At 60.9% G+C, this 22472-nt stretch carries 17 protein-coding genes; 16 read left to right on the top strand and 1 reads right to left on the bottom strand.

The features are described 5' to 3' along the window. Window positions 1-67: 67 nt before the first annotated feature. On the bottom strand, window positions 68-484 hold the full coding sequence (locus tag PSPTO_RS07170) for an ester cyclase (RefSeq protein WP_005763941.1): 417 nt from the start codon (window positions 482-484) through the stop codon (window positions 68-70). A gap of 161 nt (window positions 485-645) precedes the next feature. On the opposite strand from PSPTO_RS07170, the gene PSPTO_RS07165 reads away from it, so the two are divergent. The 16 genes from PSPTO_RS07165 (at window position 646) to PSPTO_RS07090 (ending at window position 22469) form a co-directional block, all read left to right on the top strand. Next, complete coding sequence (locus PSPTO_RS07165) at window positions 646-2067, top strand: sugar porter family MFS transporter (protein ID WP_007244847.1); 1422 nt, start codon at window positions 646-648, stop codon at window positions 2065-2067. A gap of 41 nt (window positions 2068-2108) precedes the next feature. Further along, on the top strand, window positions 2109-2504 hold the full coding sequence (locus PSPTO_RS07160) for a glyoxalase superfamily protein (RefSeq protein WP_011103527.1): 396 nt from the start codon (window positions 2109-2111) through the stop codon (window positions 2502-2504). Between the two features lie 224 nt (window positions 2505-2728). Further along, window positions 2729-4534 carry an allophanate hydrolase gene (atzF, locus tag PSPTO_RS07155; RefSeq protein WP_011103526.1) on the top strand — a complete coding sequence of 602 codons (1806 nt, stop codon included), beginning with the start codon at window positions 2729-2731 and terminating at the stop codon, window positions 4532-4534. A gap of 14 nt (window positions 4535-4548) precedes the next feature. Beyond that, the gene (locus PSPTO_RS07150) at window positions 4549-5658 is read left to right on the top strand and encodes a BMP family ABC transporter substrate-binding protein (protein ID WP_011103525.1); all 1110 of its coding nucleotides are present in this window, start codon (window positions 4549-4551) and stop codon (window positions 5656-5658) included. A gap of 9 nt (window positions 5659-5667) precedes the next feature. Continuing rightward, window positions 5668-6780: an ABC transporter permease gene (locus PSPTO_RS07145; protein ID WP_005763950.1), complete on the top strand. Its 1113-nt coding sequence runs from the start codon at window positions 5668-5670 to the stop codon at window positions 6778-6780. Next, entirely contained in the window at window positions 6773-7693 is a 921-nt protein-coding gene (locus PSPTO_RS07140; protein WP_005763952.1) for an ABC transporter permease, read from the top strand. The genes PSPTO_RS07145 and PSPTO_RS07140 overlap by 8 nt, the downstream gene beginning before the upstream one ends. Before the next feature lie 24 nt (window positions 7694-7717). Then, a complete protein-coding gene (locus PSPTO_RS07135) occupies window positions 7718-8734 on the top strand; it encodes a formamidase (RefSeq protein WP_011103524.1) in 1017 nt (338 codons plus the stop codon). Between the two features lie 5 nt (window positions 8735-8739). After that, entirely contained in the window at window positions 8740-9426 is a 687-nt protein-coding gene (locus PSPTO_RS07130) for a biuret amidohydrolase (RefSeq protein ID WP_005615650.1), read from the top strand. A gap of 2 nt (window positions 9427-9428) precedes the next feature. Further along, window positions 9429-10964 (top strand): ABC transporter ATP-binding protein, encoded by a 1536-nt coding sequence (locus tag PSPTO_RS07125; protein ID WP_005763959.1) that lies wholly within the window; start codon window positions 9429-9431, stop codon window positions 10962-10964. After that, entirely contained in the window at window positions 10961-11638 is a 678-nt protein-coding gene (locus PSPTO_RS07120) for a cysteine hydrolase family protein (protein WP_005763961.1), read from the top strand. Before PSPTO_RS07125 ends, PSPTO_RS07120 begins: the two co-directional genes overlap by 4 nt. Then, window positions 11638-12033: an oxalurate catabolism protein HpxZ gene (gene hpxZ / locus PSPTO_RS07115; protein ID WP_011103523.1), complete on the top strand. Its 396-nt coding sequence runs from the start codon at window positions 11638-11640 to the stop codon at window positions 12031-12033. Before PSPTO_RS07120 ends, hpxZ begins: the two co-directional genes overlap by 1 nt. Continuing rightward, window positions 12030-12716, top strand: a complete 687-nt coding sequence (locus PSPTO_RS07110; RefSeq protein ID WP_005763967.1) for a GntR family transcriptional regulator — start codon at window positions 12030-12032, stop codon at window positions 12714-12716. Before hpxZ ends, PSPTO_RS07110 begins: the two co-directional genes overlap by 4 nt. A 261-nt stretch (window positions 12717-12977) precedes the next feature. Continuing rightward, entirely contained in the window at window positions 12978-13274 is a 297-nt protein-coding gene (locus PSPTO_RS07105; RefSeq protein WP_005763969.1) for a hypothetical protein, read from the top strand. A gap of 25 nt (window positions 13275-13299) precedes the next feature. Further along, window positions 13300-14502, top strand: a complete 1203-nt coding sequence (locus PSPTO_RS07100) for a M48 family metalloprotease (RefSeq protein ID WP_005763971.1) — start codon at window positions 13300-13302, stop codon at window positions 14500-14502. Next, on the top strand, window positions 14499-19958 hold the full coding sequence (locus PSPTO_RS07095; RefSeq protein ID WP_046463281.1) for a WGR domain-containing protein: 5460 nt from the start codon (window positions 14499-14501) through the stop codon (window positions 19956-19958). Before PSPTO_RS07100 ends, PSPTO_RS07095 begins: the two co-directional genes overlap by 4 nt. 318 nt (window positions 19959-20276) lie before the next feature. Continuing rightward, window positions 20277-22469, top strand: coding sequence for a putative bifunctional diguanylate cyclase/phosphodiesterase (locus PSPTO_RS07090; protein ID WP_044391024.1), 2193 nt, complete (start codon window positions 20277-20279; stop codon window positions 22467-22469). Window positions 22470-22472: the final 3 nt, after the last annotated feature.

Genomic DNA, 22472 nt, shown 5'->3' with positions numbered 1-22472 from the left:
TGGGATGTCTAGAAAAAGACTGCTGGGCCGCCGTAGAGTGCCGTGAATCGAATGTCCTCTGGCGACCTCAGACGCGTCTGTCGGCGCAGAGCGCTGCCGACTCACCGCGAAGCTGACGCTCCACTGCCGCTTTATCGATTACCGACCAAACGCCGATTATCTTGCCATCGCTGAATGTGTAGAACACATTTTCGGAAAAGGTGATGCGCCGTCCCTGTGTGTCCTGCCCCAGAAATCGACCCTGTGGCGAGCAGTTGAAGACCAGCCGGGCAGCGACCTGTGGTGCTTCAACGACCAGCAAATCGATCTTGAAACGCAAGTCGGGGATAATCCTGACGTCGTTTTCCAGCATTGTTTTGTAGCCGGAAAGGCTGATCAGCTCACCGTTGTAATGCACATTGTCATCGACGAAGTTGCCCAACTGGTGCCAACTACGGTCATTCAGACAGGCGATGTAAGCCCGATAGTGATCGGTCAGGTTCATGGCGCGCCCTCCTTCAGGTGCTCAAAGCAGTCACTGTCAATCATCCAGATAACCCGCACAGTTTTAACAGAGTCATAGGGAACTCGTGCGGCCGACATCGCCCTAAGCCTCACATCTATGTACTGGCGCGACGCTGGTTTCAAGCGAAGGACTTCAGATTCATGTCTTCAAGTAGCACTACAGCAGCGGCTGACACGCAAGGTCGGCAAAACGCCTCGCCTAACCGACTGATTTTCATCTCCGTACTTGTGGCAACCATGGGCGCGCTCGCGTTTGGTTATGACACCGGTATTATCGCCGGCGCATTGCCCTTCATGACGCTGCCGGCCGATCAGGGCGGGCTGGGTTTGAATGCCTACAGCGAAGGGATGATCACGGCTTCGCTGATCGTCGGTGCAGCCTTCGGCTCACTGGCCAGTGGCTATATTTCCGACCGTTTCGGACGACGCCTGACCCTGCGCCTCCTGTCGGTGCTGTTCATCGCGGGTGCGCTGGGTACGGCCATTGCGCCGTCCATTCCGTTCATGGTCGCCGCGCGCTTCCTGCTGGGTATCGCGGTGGGTGGCGGCTCGGCGACGGTGCCGGTGTTCATTGCCGAAATCGCCGGCCCCTCGCGTCGTGCGCGGCTGGTCAGCCGCAACGAACTGATGATCGTCAGCGGCCAGTTGCTCGCCTATGTGCTCAGCGCGGTCATGGCCGCGCTGCTGCACACGCCGGGCATCTGGCGCTATATGCTGGCGATCGCGATGGTGCCGGGGGTGTTGCTGCTGATCGGCACCTTCTTCGTACCTCCTTCGCCGCGCTGGCTGGCGTCCAAAGGCCGTTTTGACGAAGCTCAGGATGTGCTGGAGCAACTGCGCAGCAACAAGGACGATGCGCAGCGTGAAGTGGACGAAATGAAAGCTCAGGACGAGCAGGCGCGCAATCGTCCCAAGGCAAAGGAATTGCTGCGTCAGCGCTGGGTCATCAAGCTGCTGCTGATCGGCATCGGTCTGGGCTTTACCGCACAGCTCACCGGCGTGAACGCCTTCATGTATTACACACCGATCATCCTCAAGAATACCGGGATGGGCACCAACGCTGCGCTGACGGCCACCATCGGCAACGGCGTGGTGTCGGTCATCGCGACCCTGCTGGGCATCTGGGCAATCGGTCGTTATGGTCGTCGCCACTTGCTCATGACCGGTCTGGTGATGGTCATCCTGATGCAGGCCGCGCTTGGCTGCGTACTGCAATTCATGCCGCAGAACCTGACCCAGAGCTACACGGCCCTCGCCTGCATTCTGGTGTTCCTGCTGTTCATGCAAATGTGCATTTCGCCGGTGTACTGGCTGTTGATGTCGGAACTGTTCCCCATGCAGGTGCGGGGTTTGCTGACCGGCACGGCGGTGTCGATGCAGTGGCTGTTCAACGCCTCGGTGGCGTTTACCTTCCCGATTGCAGTGGATACCATCGGCAACCCGACGTTCTTCATCTTTGCGGCCATCAACGTCGGCTCGCTGATCTTCGTGTTCCTGTGCCTTCCCGAGACCAAGGGCAAGTCGCTTGAACAGATCGAGAAACACCTGAAGAAAGAGCTGTAACCAGCGCCTTAGCGGCTCGTATCTCAACTAAAGGAATAGCGATGTACACCACCGAGCAAGCCACTGCCACCGTCGAAAGTGCCTCCTTCGACAGTGCCATTCCGATACTGCGGATGTTCGACGAGCGCAAGGCGCGCGAGTTCTACCTCGACTTTCTCGGTTTCAGTGTCGAGTTCGAACATCGGTTCGAAGCCGATCTGCCGCTGTATCTGGGCATCAGCCGCAACGGACTGCACCTGCACCTTTCCGAACACCACGGCGATGCATGCCCCGGGGCGGCCGTTTTCATACCGACCCGCAACATCGAGCAACTACGCGATGAGCTGATTGGCAAGCAGTATGGCTATGCGCGCCCGGACATCGTGCAGCAGGGTTGGGGGAAAGTATTGGAAGTCTGCGACCCGTTCGGCAACCGGATCAGGTTTTGCGAGAGCTGAGATAACACCTGGCGCGATCAGCATCCTGATCGCGCCACAACACCCGCCAAACGTGTGACCCATCGTTGGGCATCGGGATGTTTTCGGGCACAACCCTGATGCATGAAAATACCGCTCACGCTTGACCGAACGCGTCACACCTCTCTCGATTCAACCATTTGCCAACCTTGGCCCATTAAGTGCAGAGGTGCTTGTTCATCTTGTATACATGAATGAACACCACCATGATCGCACTCGACATTAATGAACTTCAGTCGGCGTTACGCTCGGGTACAACCACCCTGGCGACGCTTGTGCACTCCCTGACGATGCACATTGATGCAGATGATCGACCCGAAGTCTGGATTTATCGGGTGCCCGCTACGGACCTGCTTGAAAGAGCAGCCGCACTGGAAGGTATCGCCGCAGCGCTGGGCGATTCGGTGTATGAGCAACTGCCGCTGTTCGGTGTGCCGTTTGCGGTCAAGGACAATTTCGACGTAGCGGGAATGCTCACCACGGCTGCATGCCCGGCCTTCGCTTATACCGCCAGAGAAAACGCTCATGTGGTGCAACGGCTGCTCGACAGTGGCGCGTTGTTGATCGGCAAAACCAATCTCGATCAGTTCGCCACCGGCCTGGTGGGCGTCCGCTCGCCTTACGGCGCGGTGCGCAACGCTCACGATCCGGCCTATGTGAGCGGCGGTTCCAGTTCAGGGTCCGCTGTGGCGGTAGCGCGCGGCTACGTGAGTTTTGCACTGGGCACCGACACGGCAGGCTCGGGTCGAGTGCCCGCAGGCTTCAATGGCATCGTCGGGCTCAAGCCCAGCCTTGGCCTGTTCAGCAGTCGCGGCGTTGTGCCCGCTTGCCGCACGCTGGACTGCCCGTCGATCTTTGCCACCGACGTGATGCAAGCCTGGCAGGTGGCGCAGGTCATCGCCGCCTACGATCCGCTGGATTCGGGCAGTGTGGCCGTGCAGGCCTTGCCGGTGCAGCGCCGGGCCAGGCGCGTGGCGGTTGCACGCCAGTGCGAGTTCTTCGGAGACACTCAGGCGCAGGCGGCGTATTCAAAGGCGCTGGCGGCCCTGCATGACGATCCACTGGTGACCCTCAAAGAGATCGAATTTGACGTGTTCGCCGAAGCGGCGGCGCTTCTCTATCAAGGCCCGTGGGTGGCCGAACGGCGGGCAGCCGTCGGCAGTTTTTTTACTGAAAACGCTGCCGATGTTCACCCGGTGGTGCGCGGCATCCTGCAGAGCGCTGCGTCCTTCGATGCCGTCGATGCGTTCAACGCCCGTTATCGCCTGGCCGACCTGACCCGGGCAGCCGAACACCTATTGGCTGATGTGGATGTGCTGGTGGTGCCGACTGCGCCGTGCATGCCGACCATCGATGCGGTGCTGGAAAACCCCATCGAGCTCAATTCACGGCTCGGCTACTACACCAACTTCGTCAACCTGATGAATATGTGCGCCATCGCCATCCCGGCAATCGCTCGTGCTGACGGTTTGCCGGCGGGCATCACGCTGATAGGACCGGCGGGTGCCGATCAGCGGCTCGCAGAGTTCGCCGCTGCCTGGCAACCGCTGCTCGGCAAGGCCGACCAGCGCGAGGCCGTCGCGATGGCGCCCCTGCCCTTTAATGCCCCGACCGTGCAAGTGGCGGTGGTGGGCGCGCACTTGTACGGCCAGCCGCTCAACTGGCAGTTGCTGGAAAGCAGCGCGCGCCTGCTGCAGCGCACCACCACCAGCGCAGATTATCGACTCTATGCGCTGGCCAATACGTCTCCGCCAAAACCGGGTCTGGTGCGTGTGACGGCACAAGGCGCAAGCATCGAGGTCGAGGTCTGGGAGATGCCGTTGAGCCTGTTCGGCGGCTTTGTCGCCGAGATTCCTGCACCGCTGGGCATCGGCTCGCTGCAATTGGCCGACGGTCAGTGGGTCAAGGGCTTCATCTGTGAACCCGCAGGCCTTGAAGGCGCGCTGGACATCACTGATTTCAAAGGCTGGCGCGCCTACCGCGCCGCGCAAACATCTTCCATCGCTCATTGATCAGGGGTAGCACCATGTCGAACGTTGATCGTCGCAGTTTCATCAAGTTGGCGGGCATTATCGGTCTGAGCGCGGCGCTGCCTTTTGGCCGCGCCTACTCAGCCGATGCGCCGCTGGTGGTGGGTTTCATCTACGTCGGCGCTCGCGACGACTTTGGTTACAACCAGGCCCACGCCCAGGCAGCCGCCATCATCAAGACGCTGCCCAACGTCAAGGTAATCGAAGAGGAGAACGTCCCGGAAACCGTGGCCGTGCAGAAAACCATGGAAGCCATGATCCGTCAGGACGGCGCAACGCTGATTTTCCCGACCTCGTTCGGCTATTTCGAACCGCACGTGGTGAAGGTCGCCAAGAAGTACCCGGACGTGCGTTTCGCGCATTGCGGTGGCCTCTGGCAGAAAGGTAAGGACCCGATGAACGCGGGCAGCTTTTTCGGTTACATCGACGAAGCGCAGTACCTGAACGGCGTGATCGCCGGGCACATGAGCAAGAGCAAAAAACTTGGCTTTGTCGCCGCCAAGCCGGTGCCGCAAGTGCTGCGCAACCTCAACGCCTTCGCCATGGGCGCGCGCTCGGTAAACCCGAGCATCGTCACCACGGTGATTTTCACCGGCGACTGGTCGTTGCCGGTCAAGGAAGCGGAAGCCGCCAACGGTCTGATCGATCAGGGCTGTGATGTGCTGACCTGCCATGTCGATGGCCCCAAAGTGATTGTCGAGACTGCCGAAAAGCGCGGTGTCATGACCTGTGGCTACCACGCCAGCCAGGCTGCGCTGGCGCCCAAAGGCTACCTGACCGGGGCCGAATGGAACTGGGAAACACCGTATCGCGCCCATGTGGCTGCGGCCCAGAGTGGCGCGCCGATGATCAACTTCCTGCGTGGCGGCCTCAAGGAAGGCTTCGTCAAGACTTCCGCCTACGGCCCTGCCGTCACCGCTGCCGCAAAACAGCAAGCCGACGCCATCAAGGCGCAGATGCTGGCGGGTCAGTTCGTGATTTTCAAAGGCCCGCTCAAGGACAACAAAGGCGCGGTAGTGATTGCCGATGGCGTGGCTCAAACCCAGACCGACATTGCGCTGGAGAGCATGAATTACCTGGTCGAAGGTGTGCTTGGGCAGATCTGAGGAGCGTTCATGAGTTCATCCACACGTCTGCGCCGTCTTGCCAGCGCGCTGTTGCCGGGGTTGCCTACGCTGCTGGCGGTGTTTTCCTCGTGCGCACTGTTCGGGCTGTTTCTGGCGGTTCAGGGCAAGCCGGCCTGGCAGGCGCTGCAATTGGTCGGCGAAGGCGCGTTTGGCTCCTGGTTCGCGCTGGAGAACACCTTGCAGCGCGCAGCGCCGTTGATGCTGACCGCGCTCTGCGTCGCCCTGCCTGCACGGGCCGGGCTGATTATTATCGGCGGCGAAGGCGCGCTGGTGCTCGGCGCACTGGCAGCGGCGGTCACACCCTTGTGGCTGGGGCACTTGCCGCCCGCTTTGATGCTGGTCTGCATGGCGCTGGCGGCAATGACCGTGGGCGCGCTGTGGATCGGCTTGAGTGGCTTGATGCGCCAGCGCCGTGGGGTCAACGAGACGATCAGCAGCCTGCTGCTTTCCTACATTGCTCTGGCGCTGTTCAGGCAACTGGTGGAAGGGCCATTGCGCGATCCGGCAAGCCTGAATAAACCTTCTACCCCGCCGCTGGACGATGCCTACCTGATCGGCACCATCAGTGACGGTTTTGAAGTGCATTGGGGGCTGGTAGCGGGCGTAGTCGCCTGTTTGCTGGCGTATGTGCTGGTGCGCCACAGTGTCAAGGGCTTTGCCCTAGCAGTGGTCGGCGGCAACGTGCGCACCGCGTTGATGATCGGCTTGCCGGTGGACCGCCTGATTCTGCTCAGTTGCCTGTTGGGTGGCGCAGCGGCGGGTCTGGCCGGCATGTTCGAAGTCACGGCGGTACAAGGCAGCGCGAATGCTGCGCTGATCGCAGGCTACGGCACCAGCGGCATTCTGGTCGCCTTCGCCGCCCGCCATCATCCGCTGGCGATTATCGTCTGCGCCATCTTGCTGGGCGGGCTGGAAGCCAGCGGCGGACTGCTGCAACGGCGGCTTGGCCTGCCGGATGCGACCACACTGATTCTGGAAGGCTTGCTGTTCACCAACCTGCTGCTCTGGGAAGCCCTGGGCGGGCGTATCGCGGCCTGGAAAATCAGGCTGGCGACGACGCACACGCAGGTCGATGAGAAAGGAGCTTTGCACCATGGCTGATATTGACCTGGGTACCTTTCTGTTCGCCTTGCTGGCCGGCGCAATCCGCGTTGGCACGCCGTTTCTGTTCGTCAGCCTGGGCGAGTGCCTGACCGAGAAAAGCGGGCGCATCAACCTGGGGCTGGAAGGCATTCTGGTGGCCGGGGCCATGTCCGGCTATTCCGTGGCGTGCCTGAGCGGCTCGGCCTGGCTGGGCGTCAGCGCGGCTGCCGGGGTCGGCATTGTGCTCGGCCTGTTGCACGGCCTGGCTTGTTCGCTGCCGCGAGTCAACGACATCGCCTTCGGCATCGCGCTGATCCTGCTCGGCACCGGGCTGGCGTTCTTTCTCGGTAAAGCGTTTATCCAGCCACAAGCGCCCATGCTGCCTTCGCTGGCTCTGGGTGCCTGGAGCGATGAGGAACGTGTGCGTTCGGCACTGAACATCAATGTGCTGTTCTTCGTCGGCGCAGCGCTGGCGTTTGTCCTGCACTGGGGGCTGCGCACTACGCGTTGGGGGCTGATGCTGCGGCTGGTCGGTGACCATGCCGAAACCGCCCAGGCGCTGGGCTATCGCCCGCTCAAGGTGCGCATTCTGGCCACTGCTATCGGCGGCGGGCTGGCCGGGATTGGCGGGGCCTATCTGTCACTCTACTACCCCGGCAGCTGGAACGAAGGGCTGTCCAGCGGTCAGGGCCTGATGGCCGTTGCACTGGTGATTTTCGCCCGCTGGCGGCCGCTGGCCTGTCTCTGGGCCTCGCTGCTGTTCGGTGCCGCTGGTGCCATCGGCCCGGCGCTTCAGGCAGTGGGCATCAGCACTGGTTACTACCTTTTCGCGGCGGCACCTTATGCATTGACGCTGGTGGTGATGTACGCCACCTGTCGCCGTGGGCGCACGCTGAACGGCGCGCCGGGCGAACTCAGCCTGACGCGATGAACTGATCTTTCGAGGAGGCATGACATGGCCAGTGGTCTTGGTGGTTTGAACAAGTCGCCCAACGGCGTGGTGATCGGCCTGGCGCAACTGGCGCTGCCCGATCCCCACACCCGCGAGGCGTTGTGGGCACAAACGCAGAAAGTGGTCGGCATGGTGGCCAAGGCGCGGCGCAGCAATCCGGGCATGGACCTGATCGTGTTTCCCGAATACTCCCTGCATGGCCTGTCGATGAGCACCGCACCGGAGATCATGTGCAGTCTGGACGGACCGGAAGTCGTGGCGCTGCGCGAGGCGTGCAAGGAGCACCGTATCTGGGGCTGCTTCTCGATCATGGAAGCCAACCCGCAGGGCAACCCGTTCAACAGCAGCCTGATCGTCGATGACCTTGGCGAGATTCGCCTGTACTACCGCAAGCTGCACCCGTGGGTGCCTGTCGAGCCCTGGGAGCCGGGCGATCTCGGCATTCCGGTCTGCGATGGCCCGCGCGGCAGCACGCTGGCGCTGATCATCTGCCACGACGGCATGTTCCCGGAAATGGCCCGTGAGTGCGCCTACAAAGGTGCCGACATCATGCTGCGCACCGCCGGTTACACCGCGCCGATCCGCCATTCGTGGAAGATAACCAATCAGAGCAATGCCTTTACCAACCTCATGCAAACCGCGAGCGTGTGCATGTGCGGCTCCGATGGCACGTTCGATTCCATGGGCGAAGCCATGTTCGTCGATTTCGACGGCACGATCATGGCCGAAGGTGGCGGCCGGGCCGACGAAATCGTCTGCTGCGAACTGCGACCTGATCTGGTCCGCGAGGCGCGTGTGCATTGGGGTGTCGAGAACAACATCTATCAGTTCGGCCATCGCGGTTATGTGGCCGTCAAGGGCGGTGCCCGCGATTGCCCTTACACCTACATGCGCGACCTGACCGCTGGCCAATACCGCCTGCCCTGGGAGAACGACGTGGTGCACACCGACGGCCGTTCATGCGGTTTTGCCACACCCGAGCGCGAATTCAAGCCCACGCCCAGCAGTTGGAAGGAGTAAAAGCCATGAGCGAACGTCACGTTGATTCGGCGCCCTACCCGTGGCCCTGGAACGGCCAGTTGCATGCACATAACACGGCATTGATCGTGATCGACATGCAGACCGACTTTTGCGGCGTCGGCGGCTATGTGGACAGCATGGGCTACGACCTGGCGCTGACCCGCGCGCCCATCGAACCGATCAGGGCGCTACTGGCCGTGATGCGCCCGCTCGGCTTCACCATCATTCATACCCGCGAAGGCCACCGCCCGGACCTCAGCGACCTGCCGGCCAACAAACGCTGGCGCTCGCAGCGCATAGGCGCGGGGATCGGCGATCCCGGCCCGTGCGGCAAGATTCTGGTACGCGGCGAACCGGGCTGGGAAATCATCGATGAACTGGCCCCACTGCCCGGCGAAATCATCATCGACAAACCCGGCAAAGGCTCGTTCTGCGCCACTGATCTGGAGCTGATCCTGCGCACGCGCGGCATCGACAACCTGATCCTGACCGGCATCACCACCGACGTCTGCGTGCACACCACGATGCGCGAAGCCAATGACCGCGGCTTTGAATGCCTGCTGCTTGAAGACTGCTGCGGCGCGACCGATCCAGCCAACCATGCCGCCGCACTGAGCATGGTCAAGATGCAGGGCGGCGTGTTCGGCGCAGTCGGCCACTCTTCGCTGCTTCGCACTGTGCTGGAGGCTTGAACATGCGCGCCGCGAGCCTGGAAACGATCGGTGCCAGCAAACATTTCGGAACGTTTCGGGCGCTGGACGAGGTGTCGTTCAAGGTCCGCGCCGGCACCGTGCACGCCCTGCTCGGCGAAAACGGTGCGGGCAAAAGCACGCTGGTCAAAGGCATCATCGGCTACAGCCCGCTGCAATCGGGCAGCATTCTGGTCGACAACCGCGAGCATGCAATTGGCACCCCGCGCGATTCGCATCAGTTGCAGATCGGCATGGTTTATCAGCACTTCACCGTCGCGCCGGGCCTGAGTGTTGCGGAAAACCTGGTGCTGTCGCGGGGTGATCTGCCGTGGCGTATCAATTGGGCCGCCGAGCACGAGCGCCTTGAAGCGTTCATGGCGAACATGCCCTTGCGACTGGACATTCATCGACCGGTCAGCAGCCTGGCCGCTGGCGAAAAACAGAAACTGGAAATCCTCAAACAGCTGTATCTGCAGCGTCGGCTGGTCATTCTCGACGAGCCCACCTCGGTGCTCACGCCCCAGGAAGCCGATGAAGTGCTCGGCCTGATGCAGGCAATGGCGCACCGTGGCGACCTCACCGTGCTGATGATCACCCACAAGTTTCGCGAGGTCAGCACCTACGCCGACGACGTTACCGTGTTGCGCAAGGGTCGCTGGGTGGGCACGGCAGCCGTGGCCGACACCAGCACTCGGCAGATGGCCGCCTGGATGATGGGCCAAGCACAGGTGCGCAGCGTCAGCACTGATCGCCCCGTGTCGGCCCCCAGCGCGCCGCACTTGCAGGTAGAAAACCTGGACGTGCCGGGCGACAAAGGCACCCTGGCGGTGAAGAACCTTTCGCTGGCGGTGCATCCGGGGGAGATTGTCGGGGTTGCGGGTATCTCCGGCAACGGTCAACGCGAACTCACCGAAGCCCTGCTCGGCCAGCGACCGTTCAGCGCAGGAAAAATCGCGGTCGACGGCCAGCCTTACCACGCCCGGCGCGAACAGATGCAGCGCTTGCGGGTGTTCAGTCTGCCGGAAGAACCCTTGCGCAATGCCTGTATTGGCGGTTTCAGCGTCGCTGACAATCTGGCCCTGCGCAACTTCGACCAGCCGCCTTTGTGCCGTCAGGGCTGGCGTCTTGATCGTCGTGCCATTGGCGCGCAGGCAAAAACACTGATCGAACAGTTTCAGGTTTCACCCAAGGACCCGGACCGGCCGATCGGCACCTTGTCCGGGGGCAACGTGCAGCGTGCCGTACTGGCCCGTGAACTGACCCGTGACGTCGCCGTGCTGATCGTTGCCAACCCGGTTTTCGGACTGGACTTCGCCAGCGTGGCGCTCATCCACCAGCGCCTGATCGATGCCCGCAACAATGGTACGGCGGTGCTGCTGCTCAGCGAAGACCTCGACGAATTGCTGAGCCTGGCCGACCGCATCGTGGTCATTCATGACGGCGAGCTGGTTTTTGAAACCCGCGCAGCGGCCGCCGACCGTACCGAACTGGGCAGGCACATGGCCGGTGCAGAACAACGTTCGCAGGCGTTGGCATGATCAGCATCAGTGCGCGCCCCGACACTTTTACCTTCGAGCCATCGCGTACCGCTGTGGTGATCATCGACATGCAGCGCGACTTTCTCGAACCCGGCGGCTTTGGTGCTGCGCTGGGCAACGACGTCGCCCCGCTGCAAGCCATCGTGCCCACCGTGCAGCAACTGCTGGCGCTGGCTCGCGAACAGGGTCTTGTAGTCATTCATACCCGAGAGTCTCACCTCCCGGACCTGTCCGACTGCCCGCAAGCCAAACTCGACCACGGTTTACCGGGCCTGCGCATCGGCGACCCCGGCCCGATGGGGCGCATTCTGGTTCGCGGTGAACCCGGCAACCAGATCATCGACGCCCTGACGCCGCTTGCCAGCGAGTGGGTCATCGACAAACCGGGCAAAGGCATGTTTTTCGCCACCGATCTGCAGCAACGGCTCACTGTTGCGGGAATCACTCATCTGATCTTCGCCGGCGTCACCACCGAAGTGTGCGTGCAGACCAGCATGCGCGAAGCCTGCGACCTGGGTTATCGCTGCCTGCTGATCGAAGACGCGACCGAAAGCTACTTTGCGGCCTTCAAACAGGCCACTCTGGACATGATCACCGCGCAAGGTGCGATTGTCGGGCGAGTTGCCTCGCTCGCCAATCTGCAGCACGCCCTGCACACAAGGAGTACGCAGTAATGGACATCAACCTTCCCCACGTGGTCGCCGAAGTGAGCCACGCCTTCACCGACTACGAACGCGCCCTGCTGGCCAATGAATTGACCACACTGGATGCGTATTTCTGGAACGCCGAACACACCGTTCGCTACGGCGTCGCGGAAAACCTGCACGGTGCCGATACCATTGCGCGCTATCGACGCCAATGCCAACCGGTCGGCCCCGGCCGTACGCTGTTGCGCACGGTGATCAGCACCTTCGGTGAGGACTTCGCCACGGTGAGCACCGAGTTTCACGATGGCGTCACTCAACGCCTGGGACGGCAAATGCAAACCTGGGTTCGCCTGGAGGGCGGCTGGAAAGTCGTTGCTGCACATGTCAGCATTGACCTCAGCAGTCTGGAGCCACGCCCTTGAATTCCCCGTACACCACCAATGCGCTGGCAGAAGACGTCTATCGTCGGCTCAAGCAAGAGATTTTCGACTTTTACCTGCTGCCCTACGACCGGTTTACTGAAACTCAGTTGGCAGATCGCTATCAAGTTTCGCGGACCCCGGTGCGCGATGCGCTGTATCGCCTGCAACGCGAAGGTTATCTGGACGTCGAGTTCCGTCGTGGCTGGTCAGTCCGGCCGCTGGATTTCGAGCAGATCGACCAACTGTACGACCTGCGCATCGTGCTCGAATGCGCGGCGATCGAACGCATCTGCGCATCCACCGACGCACACCCGGAACTCGATGTTCTCCGAGACCACTGGCTGGTTGCGCCAGATCGCAGGCAAACCGACATGCAGGTCGTCGCAGACCTCGACGAACAGTTCCACACGCAACTGGTCGCGGCCTCGGGCAATCTGGAAATGGCCCGTGTTCATCAGGAAGTCACTGAACGTATTCGCATTGTGCGCAGGCTGGACTTCTTCAAAAGCGCCCGCATTGAACACACCTACCTTGAGCACGCCGCTATTCTCAACGCACTTGAGGCGCGTAAACGGGACGACGCGCTAGTGCTGCTGCGCTCGCATGTGGAGATCAGCAAACTGGAAGTGCGCAAACTGACGATATCCATGCTCACTGATGCACGGCGGCGGTATGAGGCGTGAGGCGTTACGCATGAAAAGAACGTCGCCGCACCAGCAAACGCCTTATTCACGCCGCCTCTCATTATTGCCGTGCCATGACCGTTATGGCGCGCGAGCCGCTATGCTCTGTCCACATACGCCTGAACGTAGCACACGATGCGAGTGTCTTCTCACCTGGCACATGGCATAACGGTGGGCCGTTGAGTATTTTCACGCCTTTACGGCTACGCCTGCCTGACGCGACAATCCGCTACAAATACCCTCTGGGCATGGAAGTCTTCAATGACGAGAGCCGTACTGTTGGTACTGTTGATCCTCGCGGTGGCATGGCTGGCACAAAGTGGTGATGGCGACGACATGCACTGCCCTGATAAAGATGCGAATTTTTTTGCTGATTCCATCAACGCTTATTTTGACAAGCACCCACCCAAAGCCGGTAAAGCCGTGACCATTCCTGGCGGCGCCCGCTACGACACGCGTACCCACTGGTGGATAGTTCCGGTCGACGTTGGTCAGGACAAACTACAGGCGCTTTTGAGTTGTGACGGCCACCTCGAACTGTCCGGGCGCAACGGGTGAGGCAGCCTTCTGAAGGATACGAAACATGAACAGCATTGCGCTGGATATTACCTGCCTGACGCCACTGCCTTACCATCAGCAGGTCGTCGACTACCTGAAAACCAGCGAGCCTGCGGTGTGGAGCTGGGCCTCGTCGCTCGGGGTCAGGCAGGAGCATGCTCAGGATGTGCGCGCGCAACTGCTGCGCGACACCTACCGGCTGAGCCCGGAGACTCACCCCGATGCTTATCAGGCCTGCGAAACCGCGCTGCGGCGTTTGCACATTCAGGCACCGGCCACGCTGTATCAGGCTGGCGATGGCACTATGAACGCGAGTCTGCATTATCTGGCGGGTGAAGTGCATGTGGTGTTCTACGGGCCGATTCTCGAACGCCTTGACGCGCAGGAACTGCTCGCGTTGCTGGGTCATGAACTGGCCCACTACCGGCTCTGGTCGGAGCACGACGGCGACTACCTGACCGCCGAACGCATACTCAATCACTCGCTGGCCGACCTTCATGCGCCGGCGAGCCTTGTGCAGACCGCGCGGTTATACAGCCTGCACACTGAAATCTACGCAGACCGCGGCGCAGCGCTGGTGGTCAGCGGGCCGGAGCCGGCCATCACCTCGCTGGTCAAGGTGCACACCGGAATTGTCACCGTCAACGCCGCCAGCTACCTGCAACAGGCGCGAGAACTGGATGGCGACGATGCGCCACTGTCTCAAGGGGTTTCGCACCCGGAGACCTTTTTGCGCTCTCAGGCGCTGGACAGCTGGTGGCAACAGCTTGCAGAAACCGATGCGTGGCTGCAGCGCCGCCTGCGTGGTCCGTTGTCGCTCAACCGTCTGGACATCACCGGTCAGGTCGAACTCACCGCCCTCACCCGCCGTTTTATCGCCACGTTCATCAGCGCCCCTGCGCTGCACTCCGAAGCCGTTCTCAATCAGGTGCGCAGCTTCTTTCCAGACTGGAGCGACCACGAACCTGTTCTGGACCTGAGCACGCTGACAGCTGAACGCATTGACGCGAGCGTCCACGAATACCTGCACTTCATCATGCTTGATCTGTGCCTGATCGACCCGGACCTGCGCGACGATGCGTTGCTGCATGCAGCGCGCACAGCGCAAAAAACCGGCAGCGAGAGGGATTTTCTGGCGGTTCTCAAGCGTGACATCAAACTTCCCAAGCGAGAGCTCGACCTCATGACACGTACGCTCAAGGCGCAGGTTGAGACATGGACCCAATGAATCAGTCAACCCATCAAATAGTCACGTTCGAACACTTGCTGCACACCCACGACGGCGCGGCCGTGCCGATAGACGACGTGCTGTTTTTGATGCTGCCACTGCTGCGGGAAGTCGCGCGGTTGCACGAGTCGGGCCGCGTAGCTCAACTGAGTTACGCCGACGTCATCCAGGGGCCGGAGCGCAGCCTGCAACTGCGTGATCCGCAAGGCGCACTGCCACGTCTGGCGCTGGAAGCGATCAGGCAGGTTCAGCCCAACCCCGAGTCGGCGCTGAATATCGTCGGCAAAGTGCGCCTGACCCGCGATTCGGAAGACGGTGTAGCCGTGACCGATCTGCAAGTGCAGGAAGACCTGCACCAGCCCATCGACCATCCGGTGTTCCTCCTCGGCCTGCAGAGCTGGGAACATCGTCTGGGCCATCACGATGAAATCACCGACATCTTCCAGCTCGGGCAATTGCTGGCGTGCCTGGCCTGCGGGCTGGACTTTGCCGACCTCGATGACCTCAAGACCTTCGCCCGGCACCGGCGAAACCTGTTCCAGCTCAACAGCCGGCTCAACCCGGTGCTGGCCAATCTCATCGTCGAGATGACCGAACTCAACAGGCACGAGCGTGCCACCGATGTCAGCTCGCTGGCGCGCCGCCTGGAAACCTGGCGTGAGCAGCCTGCCAGCCTGGACGTCGAGCGGGTTCTGGCAGAGGCCCAAGGCCCGGCTTCGCGGCGTACCGTGGTGCTGGAGCACTTGCGCAACCGCCTGTTCGACCTGTCGAGGCGCAACCGCCTGCTGCACTTTCGTCCGACCCAGGCCAACATCAACCTGACCGTGGCCAGCGTGCCGCTGGTCATGCGCATTGAAAGCATTCGCCCGGAATCGCTGTGCACCTGGCAAGCCACGTTCGGGGGGTTCTCCGAGCAGGTCCTGAGCGGGAAGCCGGTGGGCCTGCAACAATGGCTGCGCTTTGAAGATCAGGCCTGGCTGCAGACCTCTCTGGAGCGGATCATTCAGGAAACCCGCCGCGATCGCGCCGAGTTTGGTTTCAGCAACCTGCGCCTGGTCGTGGCGTTCATGCGCTGGCACAACCTCAAGGACACGCCGGACGAGCGTATCGTGACGCCGCTGCTGTGGCTGCCGGTAGCGTTGAGCCGTAAGAAAGGCGTGCGCGACCAGTTTGTCTTGCAGTGCGATGAAACCGAGGCCGAATTCAATCCGGTCCTGCGCCACCTCCTTCGCCAGTTGTACGACATCCAACTGCCGGAAACCGTAGACCTGCAAAGCACGTCGCTGGAACAGATTCATGCCGACATTGCCCGGCAGATAAAGCTCTCCGAACCGGGCGTCGAACTGCGCCTGCAAAGCAAACCGAAAATCGAGCTGATCCATCAGAAAGCCGTCCAGCACCTGCACCATTTCCAGCGCCGCCGCGCTGGTCAACGCTCGGCAATGGCCTCGGTAAAACCGGACTTCAGCTACGACCGCGATGACTATCGCCCGCTGGGCCTGCAATTGTTCCGGCAAAAAGTCCTGCCCAGCGAATTGCCCTTGCGCAATGCGGTGGACACGCCACCCGCCGTGCGCACGCAGCATCCGCAGATGGTTGCCGGCAGCACCGAGAACAGCACGTTCTCCATGCCGGCGGATGAAGGGCACCGCTACGCCTGGGACATCGACCTGACGCAAGTGACGCTGGCCAATTTCAACTACCGGAAAATGTCGCTGGTGCGCGACTACGCGCAACTGATCGAGGAACCTGCCCAGAATGAGGCCTTCGACCGGATGTTCTCGATCGAGCCGCGAGACATCGAAGTGCAGGCGCCGGACCCGATTGCCCTGCCGGAGCAGTGGAATGTCGTGGCCGGTGATGCCACACAGAATGCCGCCGTCAGCCTGGCCCGCACCGGACGCAACTTCATCATTCAAGGCCCGCCCGGCACCGGCAAGTCGCAGACCATCACCAACCTGATTGCCGACTACGCCGGTCGCGGTTTGCGCGTGCTGTTCGTCTGTGAAAAACGCGCGGCGCTGGACGTGGTGTTTCATCGCCTGCAACAGAGCGGGCTGGGCGAGCTGTGCTGCCTGATTCATGACTCACAAACGGACAAAAAAGCCTTTGTCGGCAACCTGCGGGAATGCTATGAGCGCTGGATTGCTGCCGACGCCCAGTCGCAGACCCTGCAGGCGCAACGCACTGCCACGCTGGCGGCCATGAGCGAGCAACTGGGACTGATCGAACGATTCGAACACAGCATGGCCAGCGTGCCTCAGACGCTCGCCTGCTCGGTTCGCGAACTGGTGCGTCATCTGATCGAGCTGCCTGCCGCTGCCGCCGCGCTGCCGCCCGAAGCGCTGGAGCGCCTGCCTGAATGGCACCACTGGCAGCAGCAACGCGAGCTGACCCAGCGTGTGTACCTGACGATGCGCGAACGCTTCGGCCTGGACAGCTTCGCCCGCCATCCTTTCAGTCATCTGGCCTCACGCCTGGTGACCCACGAACACGCCTACGGCCAGCTCAAGAGCGCTGTGGACGAAGCCAGCGGGCTCATGCAGCGTATCGAGCCGGTGCTGGAGTCGTCTGCCAGTCTGTTGGCCAACGACACCCGGCTGACCGATGCGCAGGTTTTCAGTGAGGCCGCCGAGCAACTGACCAATGCCAACCTGACCTCTCACCTCGACCTGCTGGAGCCGAGCTCACCCGCTTCCCGGACGCTGCAGACCGAGCAAGCCACCTTACAGGCGCTGACAGTGCAGCAACACAGCGCCAGCGAGGCCACTCGCCACTGGCGCGACAAACCTGGCGTTCAGGACACCCTAGCCGCGCAGGCATTGGTGCAGGGGCTGGAAGGCTCGTTCATGCGCTGGCTGCAACCGTCCTGGTGGCGGCTGCGCGGCGAATTGAAGCGACGTTACGATTTCAGTCAGCATGCAGTGGCGCCCAGCTATCGCAGCATTCTCGACAACCTGGCTCGTGAACATCAGGCCAACGCACAGTTGCACGCTGAACAGCAGCGGCTGCAAGAGCGTTACAGCATCCAGAACATCGACGCTTTTGTGCAGGGTCAACAGGCCCTGCTGCAGCAACTGGCCACCTCGCCACTGATGCGTCAGTGGGTCGAGCGTTTGCGCAGTGATCCCGAGGCTGTGTCCGGGCTTGCTCAGGAGGCCAGCCTGCGTCAGCCGTTGGCGCGGCTGGCCGAAATAGTGGCCGGGTCGTTCGTGTTCGAGCCGTCACTGACGCTGGCTGAAGTGGCCGAATACCTGCGCGACCTGCACGAGGAACTCAGCGAGCTGCCCGATACCCTGCCGCTTCTGAACGAACTGCATCAGGCTGACCCGGCCTGCCTGCGTGCCCTCCAGACACAGGCACTGGCGCAGCGCCCGCTGGACGCATTGATAGCCCAGGAAAATCTGACCCGGTTTTATCGCGCCAACCCGCAAGTGGCGCGCTTTGACGGCAAGACGCTGAGCCTGGCCACACACAAGGTCAGCCAGGCCGAAAGCAGCCTGCTCAAGCACAACGCCCATGTGCTCAGCGCAACCTTGCACCAACGCTTTCTGGAACATGTCAGGCAATCGGCACTGTCGGTCGCCCAACTGGACCCACAGGCAAGAGAGTTCAAGAAGACCTACGCCAAAGGACGTCGGGAACTGGAGCACGAATTGGGTAAGACCATGCGTTACCGCTCCATTCGCGAACTCGCCAGCGGTGACAGCGGCCGGGTGATCAACGACCTGAAACCCGTCTGGCTGATGAGCCCGTTGTCAGTGTCCGACACCCTGCCACTGACACCGGACCTGTTCGATGTGGTGATTTTCGACGAAGCCAGTCAAATCCCCAGCGAAGAAGCGGTGCCGGCGCTGAGCCGTGCGCAGCAGGTGATTGTGGTCGGTGACGAAATGCAGCTGCCGCCGACCAATTTCTTCTCCAGCGCCGGCGACCAACAAGACAACGAACTGATCGCCATGGAAGACGGCGAGCAGATTGCCATCAATCTTGATGCCGACAGCCTGTTGAGTCAGGCGGCACGCAATCTTCCGGCCACATTGCTGGCGTGGCACTACCGCAGCCGCCACGAGGCGCTGATCAGCTTTTCCAATGCGGCGTTTTATGAGGGACGGCTGATCACCATTCCGGACCGTCGTATCGAACACCCGGTGCCAGTCAGCACGCCGCTGGACTCCAGCGAGGATCAGGCCGTCATTCAGGGCGCCGATACGTTGCTCGACAGCCCGATCAGCTTCCTGAAAATCGAGGACGGCGTGTACATCAGCCGGGGCAACGTTGCCGAGGCGCGCTACATCGCCGGCCTGGTACGCGAACTGTTGCGCCGCGAAACCGGTTTGAGCCTGGGTATCGTGGCGTTTTCCGAGGCCCAGCAAGGCGAAATCGAGCAGGCGCTGGAGAACCTGGCCGCCAGCGACGCAGACTTCGCCACCCGCCTGGAACGTGAATACGTGCGTGAGGATGCCGGGCAGTTCAATGGCCTGTTCGTTAAAAACCTGGAGAACGTTCAGGGTGACGAGCGCGACGTGATCATCCTGAGCATCTGCTACGCGCCAGGGCCGAACGGCAAGATGCTGATGAATTTCGGCCCGATCAACCAGCGCGGCGGGGAAAAGCGTCTGAACGTGATCTTCAGCCGCGCGCGTAAACGCATGGCGATTATCTCCAGCATCGAGGCCGATGCCATCACCAACACCCACAACGATGGCGCCGCAGCCCTGCGCGCGTTCCTGCAGTTCGCCCGCGCCAGTGCCGCAGGCGACGCGCCACGCTCGCAAGGGATACTCGCCAACCTCAACCCCGGTGCCAAACAGTCCTTCGCCATTACCTTGCCCAAGGACAGCCTGCGCACCGCTCTGGCCGCAGCCTTGCGCAAACGCGGTCACGAAGTGCAGGAATATGTCGGGCGCTCGCAATTTCGCTGTGACCTGGCCATTGCCGAGGCGGACGGCGAGCATTTCAGCCTGGGCATCCTGCTGGACGGCGACGCGTCAGCCACTGCCAACGTTCGTGAGCGCTACATCTTCCGGCCTACCGTACTGCGCAGTTTCGGCTGGAAGATCATCGATGTGCTCAGCCACGACTGGCTCAATGACAGCGAAGAGGTGCTGAACCGCATTGAAGCCCTTCTGCAACGAGGTGAAGACACTCCTGAACTGCCGCCGGCCAATGACGAAAACGTCGAAGTCGAGCAACAGGACTCTTCGCCGCTGATTGAGGACTCAGTGGTTGCAGGCAGCACTCAACTGCGTGAATTCACGTTCGGCGAAGGCAACTCGAACAAGTTCTGGCGCATCGGCGCGGCCGAATCGGACGTGATAGTCAACTTCGGCCGTATCGGCACACAAGGCCAGACCATGACCAAAACAATGGACAGTCCGGAGCAGGCCGCGCGGGAAGTTGAGAAGCTGATTGCCGAAAAACTGCGCAAGGGTTATCAGGAACAGGGCGCCTGAAATTCAGTATCTGCCACACCGCCCATTCCCGTGATGCACTCGATAGCACCAGCCTTTTATAAGGCTGGTGATCTCTATCAGAACAGATCTCGTCTTTTGCAACCTTTCAATTACCGCCGGGTCGGAACATTGAGAAATTGATGGCATTTAGTTATCACCCAGCAGTTTGCCAGGTGCATTCAAGGCATCGGTGAGTGCGAATTACGGGAAAAGTCAGTGATGAATCATCTGGGCGATGAGCGTGGTCAGATTACACCTTCAGTTTTTGCATCTTCAAATCATGCTTTTTCAAATCACGCGTCATCAAATCATGACGGCATGACAGAGGTATTGAAGGCCGCCGTTCAATGCGCGTCGTGCTCATCAGGCACGCTGATGGTGCCCGGTGTATCTGGCTGGGAGCAAAGTGCAAGTTTCGGTGCATTTAGCCATTGTGCCGACGAGGCGTGGCTGAGAACAATTTCGTCTTACGGCGATGTTGTATGCGTGGGTCTGGACAGCCCTGATGAACATCCACAAGGCAGTGCCGACACAGGCACCTTGATCTACGTCGCCATACGCGGCTCCATGCACCAATTGCTGGGCGCACTTGTGCTCAGCAGTACCCACCTTGAAGCCGGATTGAGCGTTGCGCAAAGGTACGCGCTGCAAACCCATGCCGCTCACTTACGCACCTTTCTGCGGCCCGGCGACGAGCCCGAAACGGTCGGCTCGGCCGTGGGTTCCATTGAAAGGCTGCGCCTGCTTGAATCGGTGGTCATCAATGCCAATGACGCCATTCTTATTACCGAAGCCGAGCCGATTGACCTGCCCGGGCCGCGTATCGTGTATTGCAACCCGGCCTTTCTGGCGATAACCGGTTTTACCGAAGAAGAAGTCATCGGCCGCACACCACGCATACTCCAGTGCGAGGACACCAGTCGCGAAACACTGGATGTTATTCGCGAAGCGCTGACTCACTGGAGACCGGTCGAAGTTGAACTCATCAACACCCGCAAGGACGGCAGTCAGTTCTGGGTCGAGTTGAGCATTGTTCCGGTGGCCAACGAGAAAGGCTGGTTCACCCATTGGGTTTCGGTGCAGCGCGATATAACCGAACGCAAAGAGTCTCAGCAGTTGACTCAGCGGGCGCGTCTGGAATGGGAAGAGAAGCTGGCGCTACAGAGCAGGCTGCAAGAGCGCGAGCGTATCTCCGAGGAGCTGGCTTATATCGCCTTCCACGATGAACTGACGGCCCTGTTCAACCGCGCCTATCTCATGAATGAACTGGCCGACGCCTTCAGCAACCCTGATCACCACTACGAACGTGCAACGGTGCTCTTTCTGGACCTGGACGGGTTCAAGGTCGTCAACGACAGCATGGGCCATCTGGCCGGCGATCAACTGCTCAAGCGTGTCGCAAACCGATTGCAGAACTGTGTCCGTGCAAACGATGTACTGGCGCGAATTGGTGGCGATGAGTTTGCCATATTGCTGGTAGGCAAGGATCAGCCCGAGACCGCGGTAAAGATGGCCGAGCGCATTGTCAGTCAATTGCACGCGGCCATCGAGATTGAAGGTCAGGACATTTTCATATCGTGCAGCATCGGCATTGTCACGGCAGGCGAAGGTCATTCAAAGCCCGAGGACTTGCTGCGTGATGCAGACGTGGCCATGTACTCCGCCAAGAAACAAGGCCGGGGACGCTGGAGCCTTTTCAATGCTTCGATGCGCGAGGCGGCGATTGATACGCTGGTCATCCAGAACGCATTGCGCCAAGCGCTGGAAAACAAGGATTTTCTGGTGTTCTACCAGCCCATTTACAGCGGCGACAGTGAGCACCTGGTGGGCGTCGAGGCCCTGGTTAGATGGGATCACCCGTCCATGGGCATTATTTCACCCGATGCGTTCATCCCCATTGCCGAAGACCTGGGGCTTATTCATGAGCTGGGCGCGTGGGTCATGCACAAGGCCTGCGGCGATGTTCAGGCATGGAGGAAAGCGTTCCCTCATCTGGACCTGAGACTCAATGTGAACGTGTCCGGAAAAGAGCTGAGCCGCCCCGGTTTCGTTGATCAGGTCACTCGAATAATCGCAACAACCGGTCTGCCTGCTGCACAACTGCAGATCGAGGTCACCGAGTCGGTTTTCCTCTACCAGCCGGACGCCATCGCGGAAGTTCTAAGGCAGATCCGCCACTTGGGCGTGCGCGTGGCACTGGACGACTTCGGCACAGGCTACAGCTCGCTGGGCTACATCGACCGCTACCCGATCGATGCCGTAAAGATAGACCGGTCTTTTGTGTCCCGAATGATGACCTACGACCGCAGCCAGGCGATTGTCAGCAGCATCCTGTCTCTAGGCCGTGCACTTGATCTGGAAATAACCGCTGAAGGCGTAGAGACCGCAGAGCAATACAACCGCCTGCGTAAAATGGGCTGCCCGTACTTCCAGGGGTATTTTCTGAACAGGCCCATGAGGTCAGAAGCGCTGGAGGACGTTATGAGGTCTGCTGCAGTCTGCGCTGTGTGAGGC

Source organism: Pseudomonas syringae pv. tomato str. DC3000 (assembly GCF_000007805.1).
Taxonomy (GTDB): Bacteria; Pseudomonadota; Gammaproteobacteria; order Pseudomonadales; family Pseudomonadaceae; genus Aquipseudomonas; species Aquipseudomonas avellanae.
The sequence above is the reverse complement of the archived record's forward strand: the minus strand, read 5'-3'. Positions and strand labels throughout refer to the sequence as shown.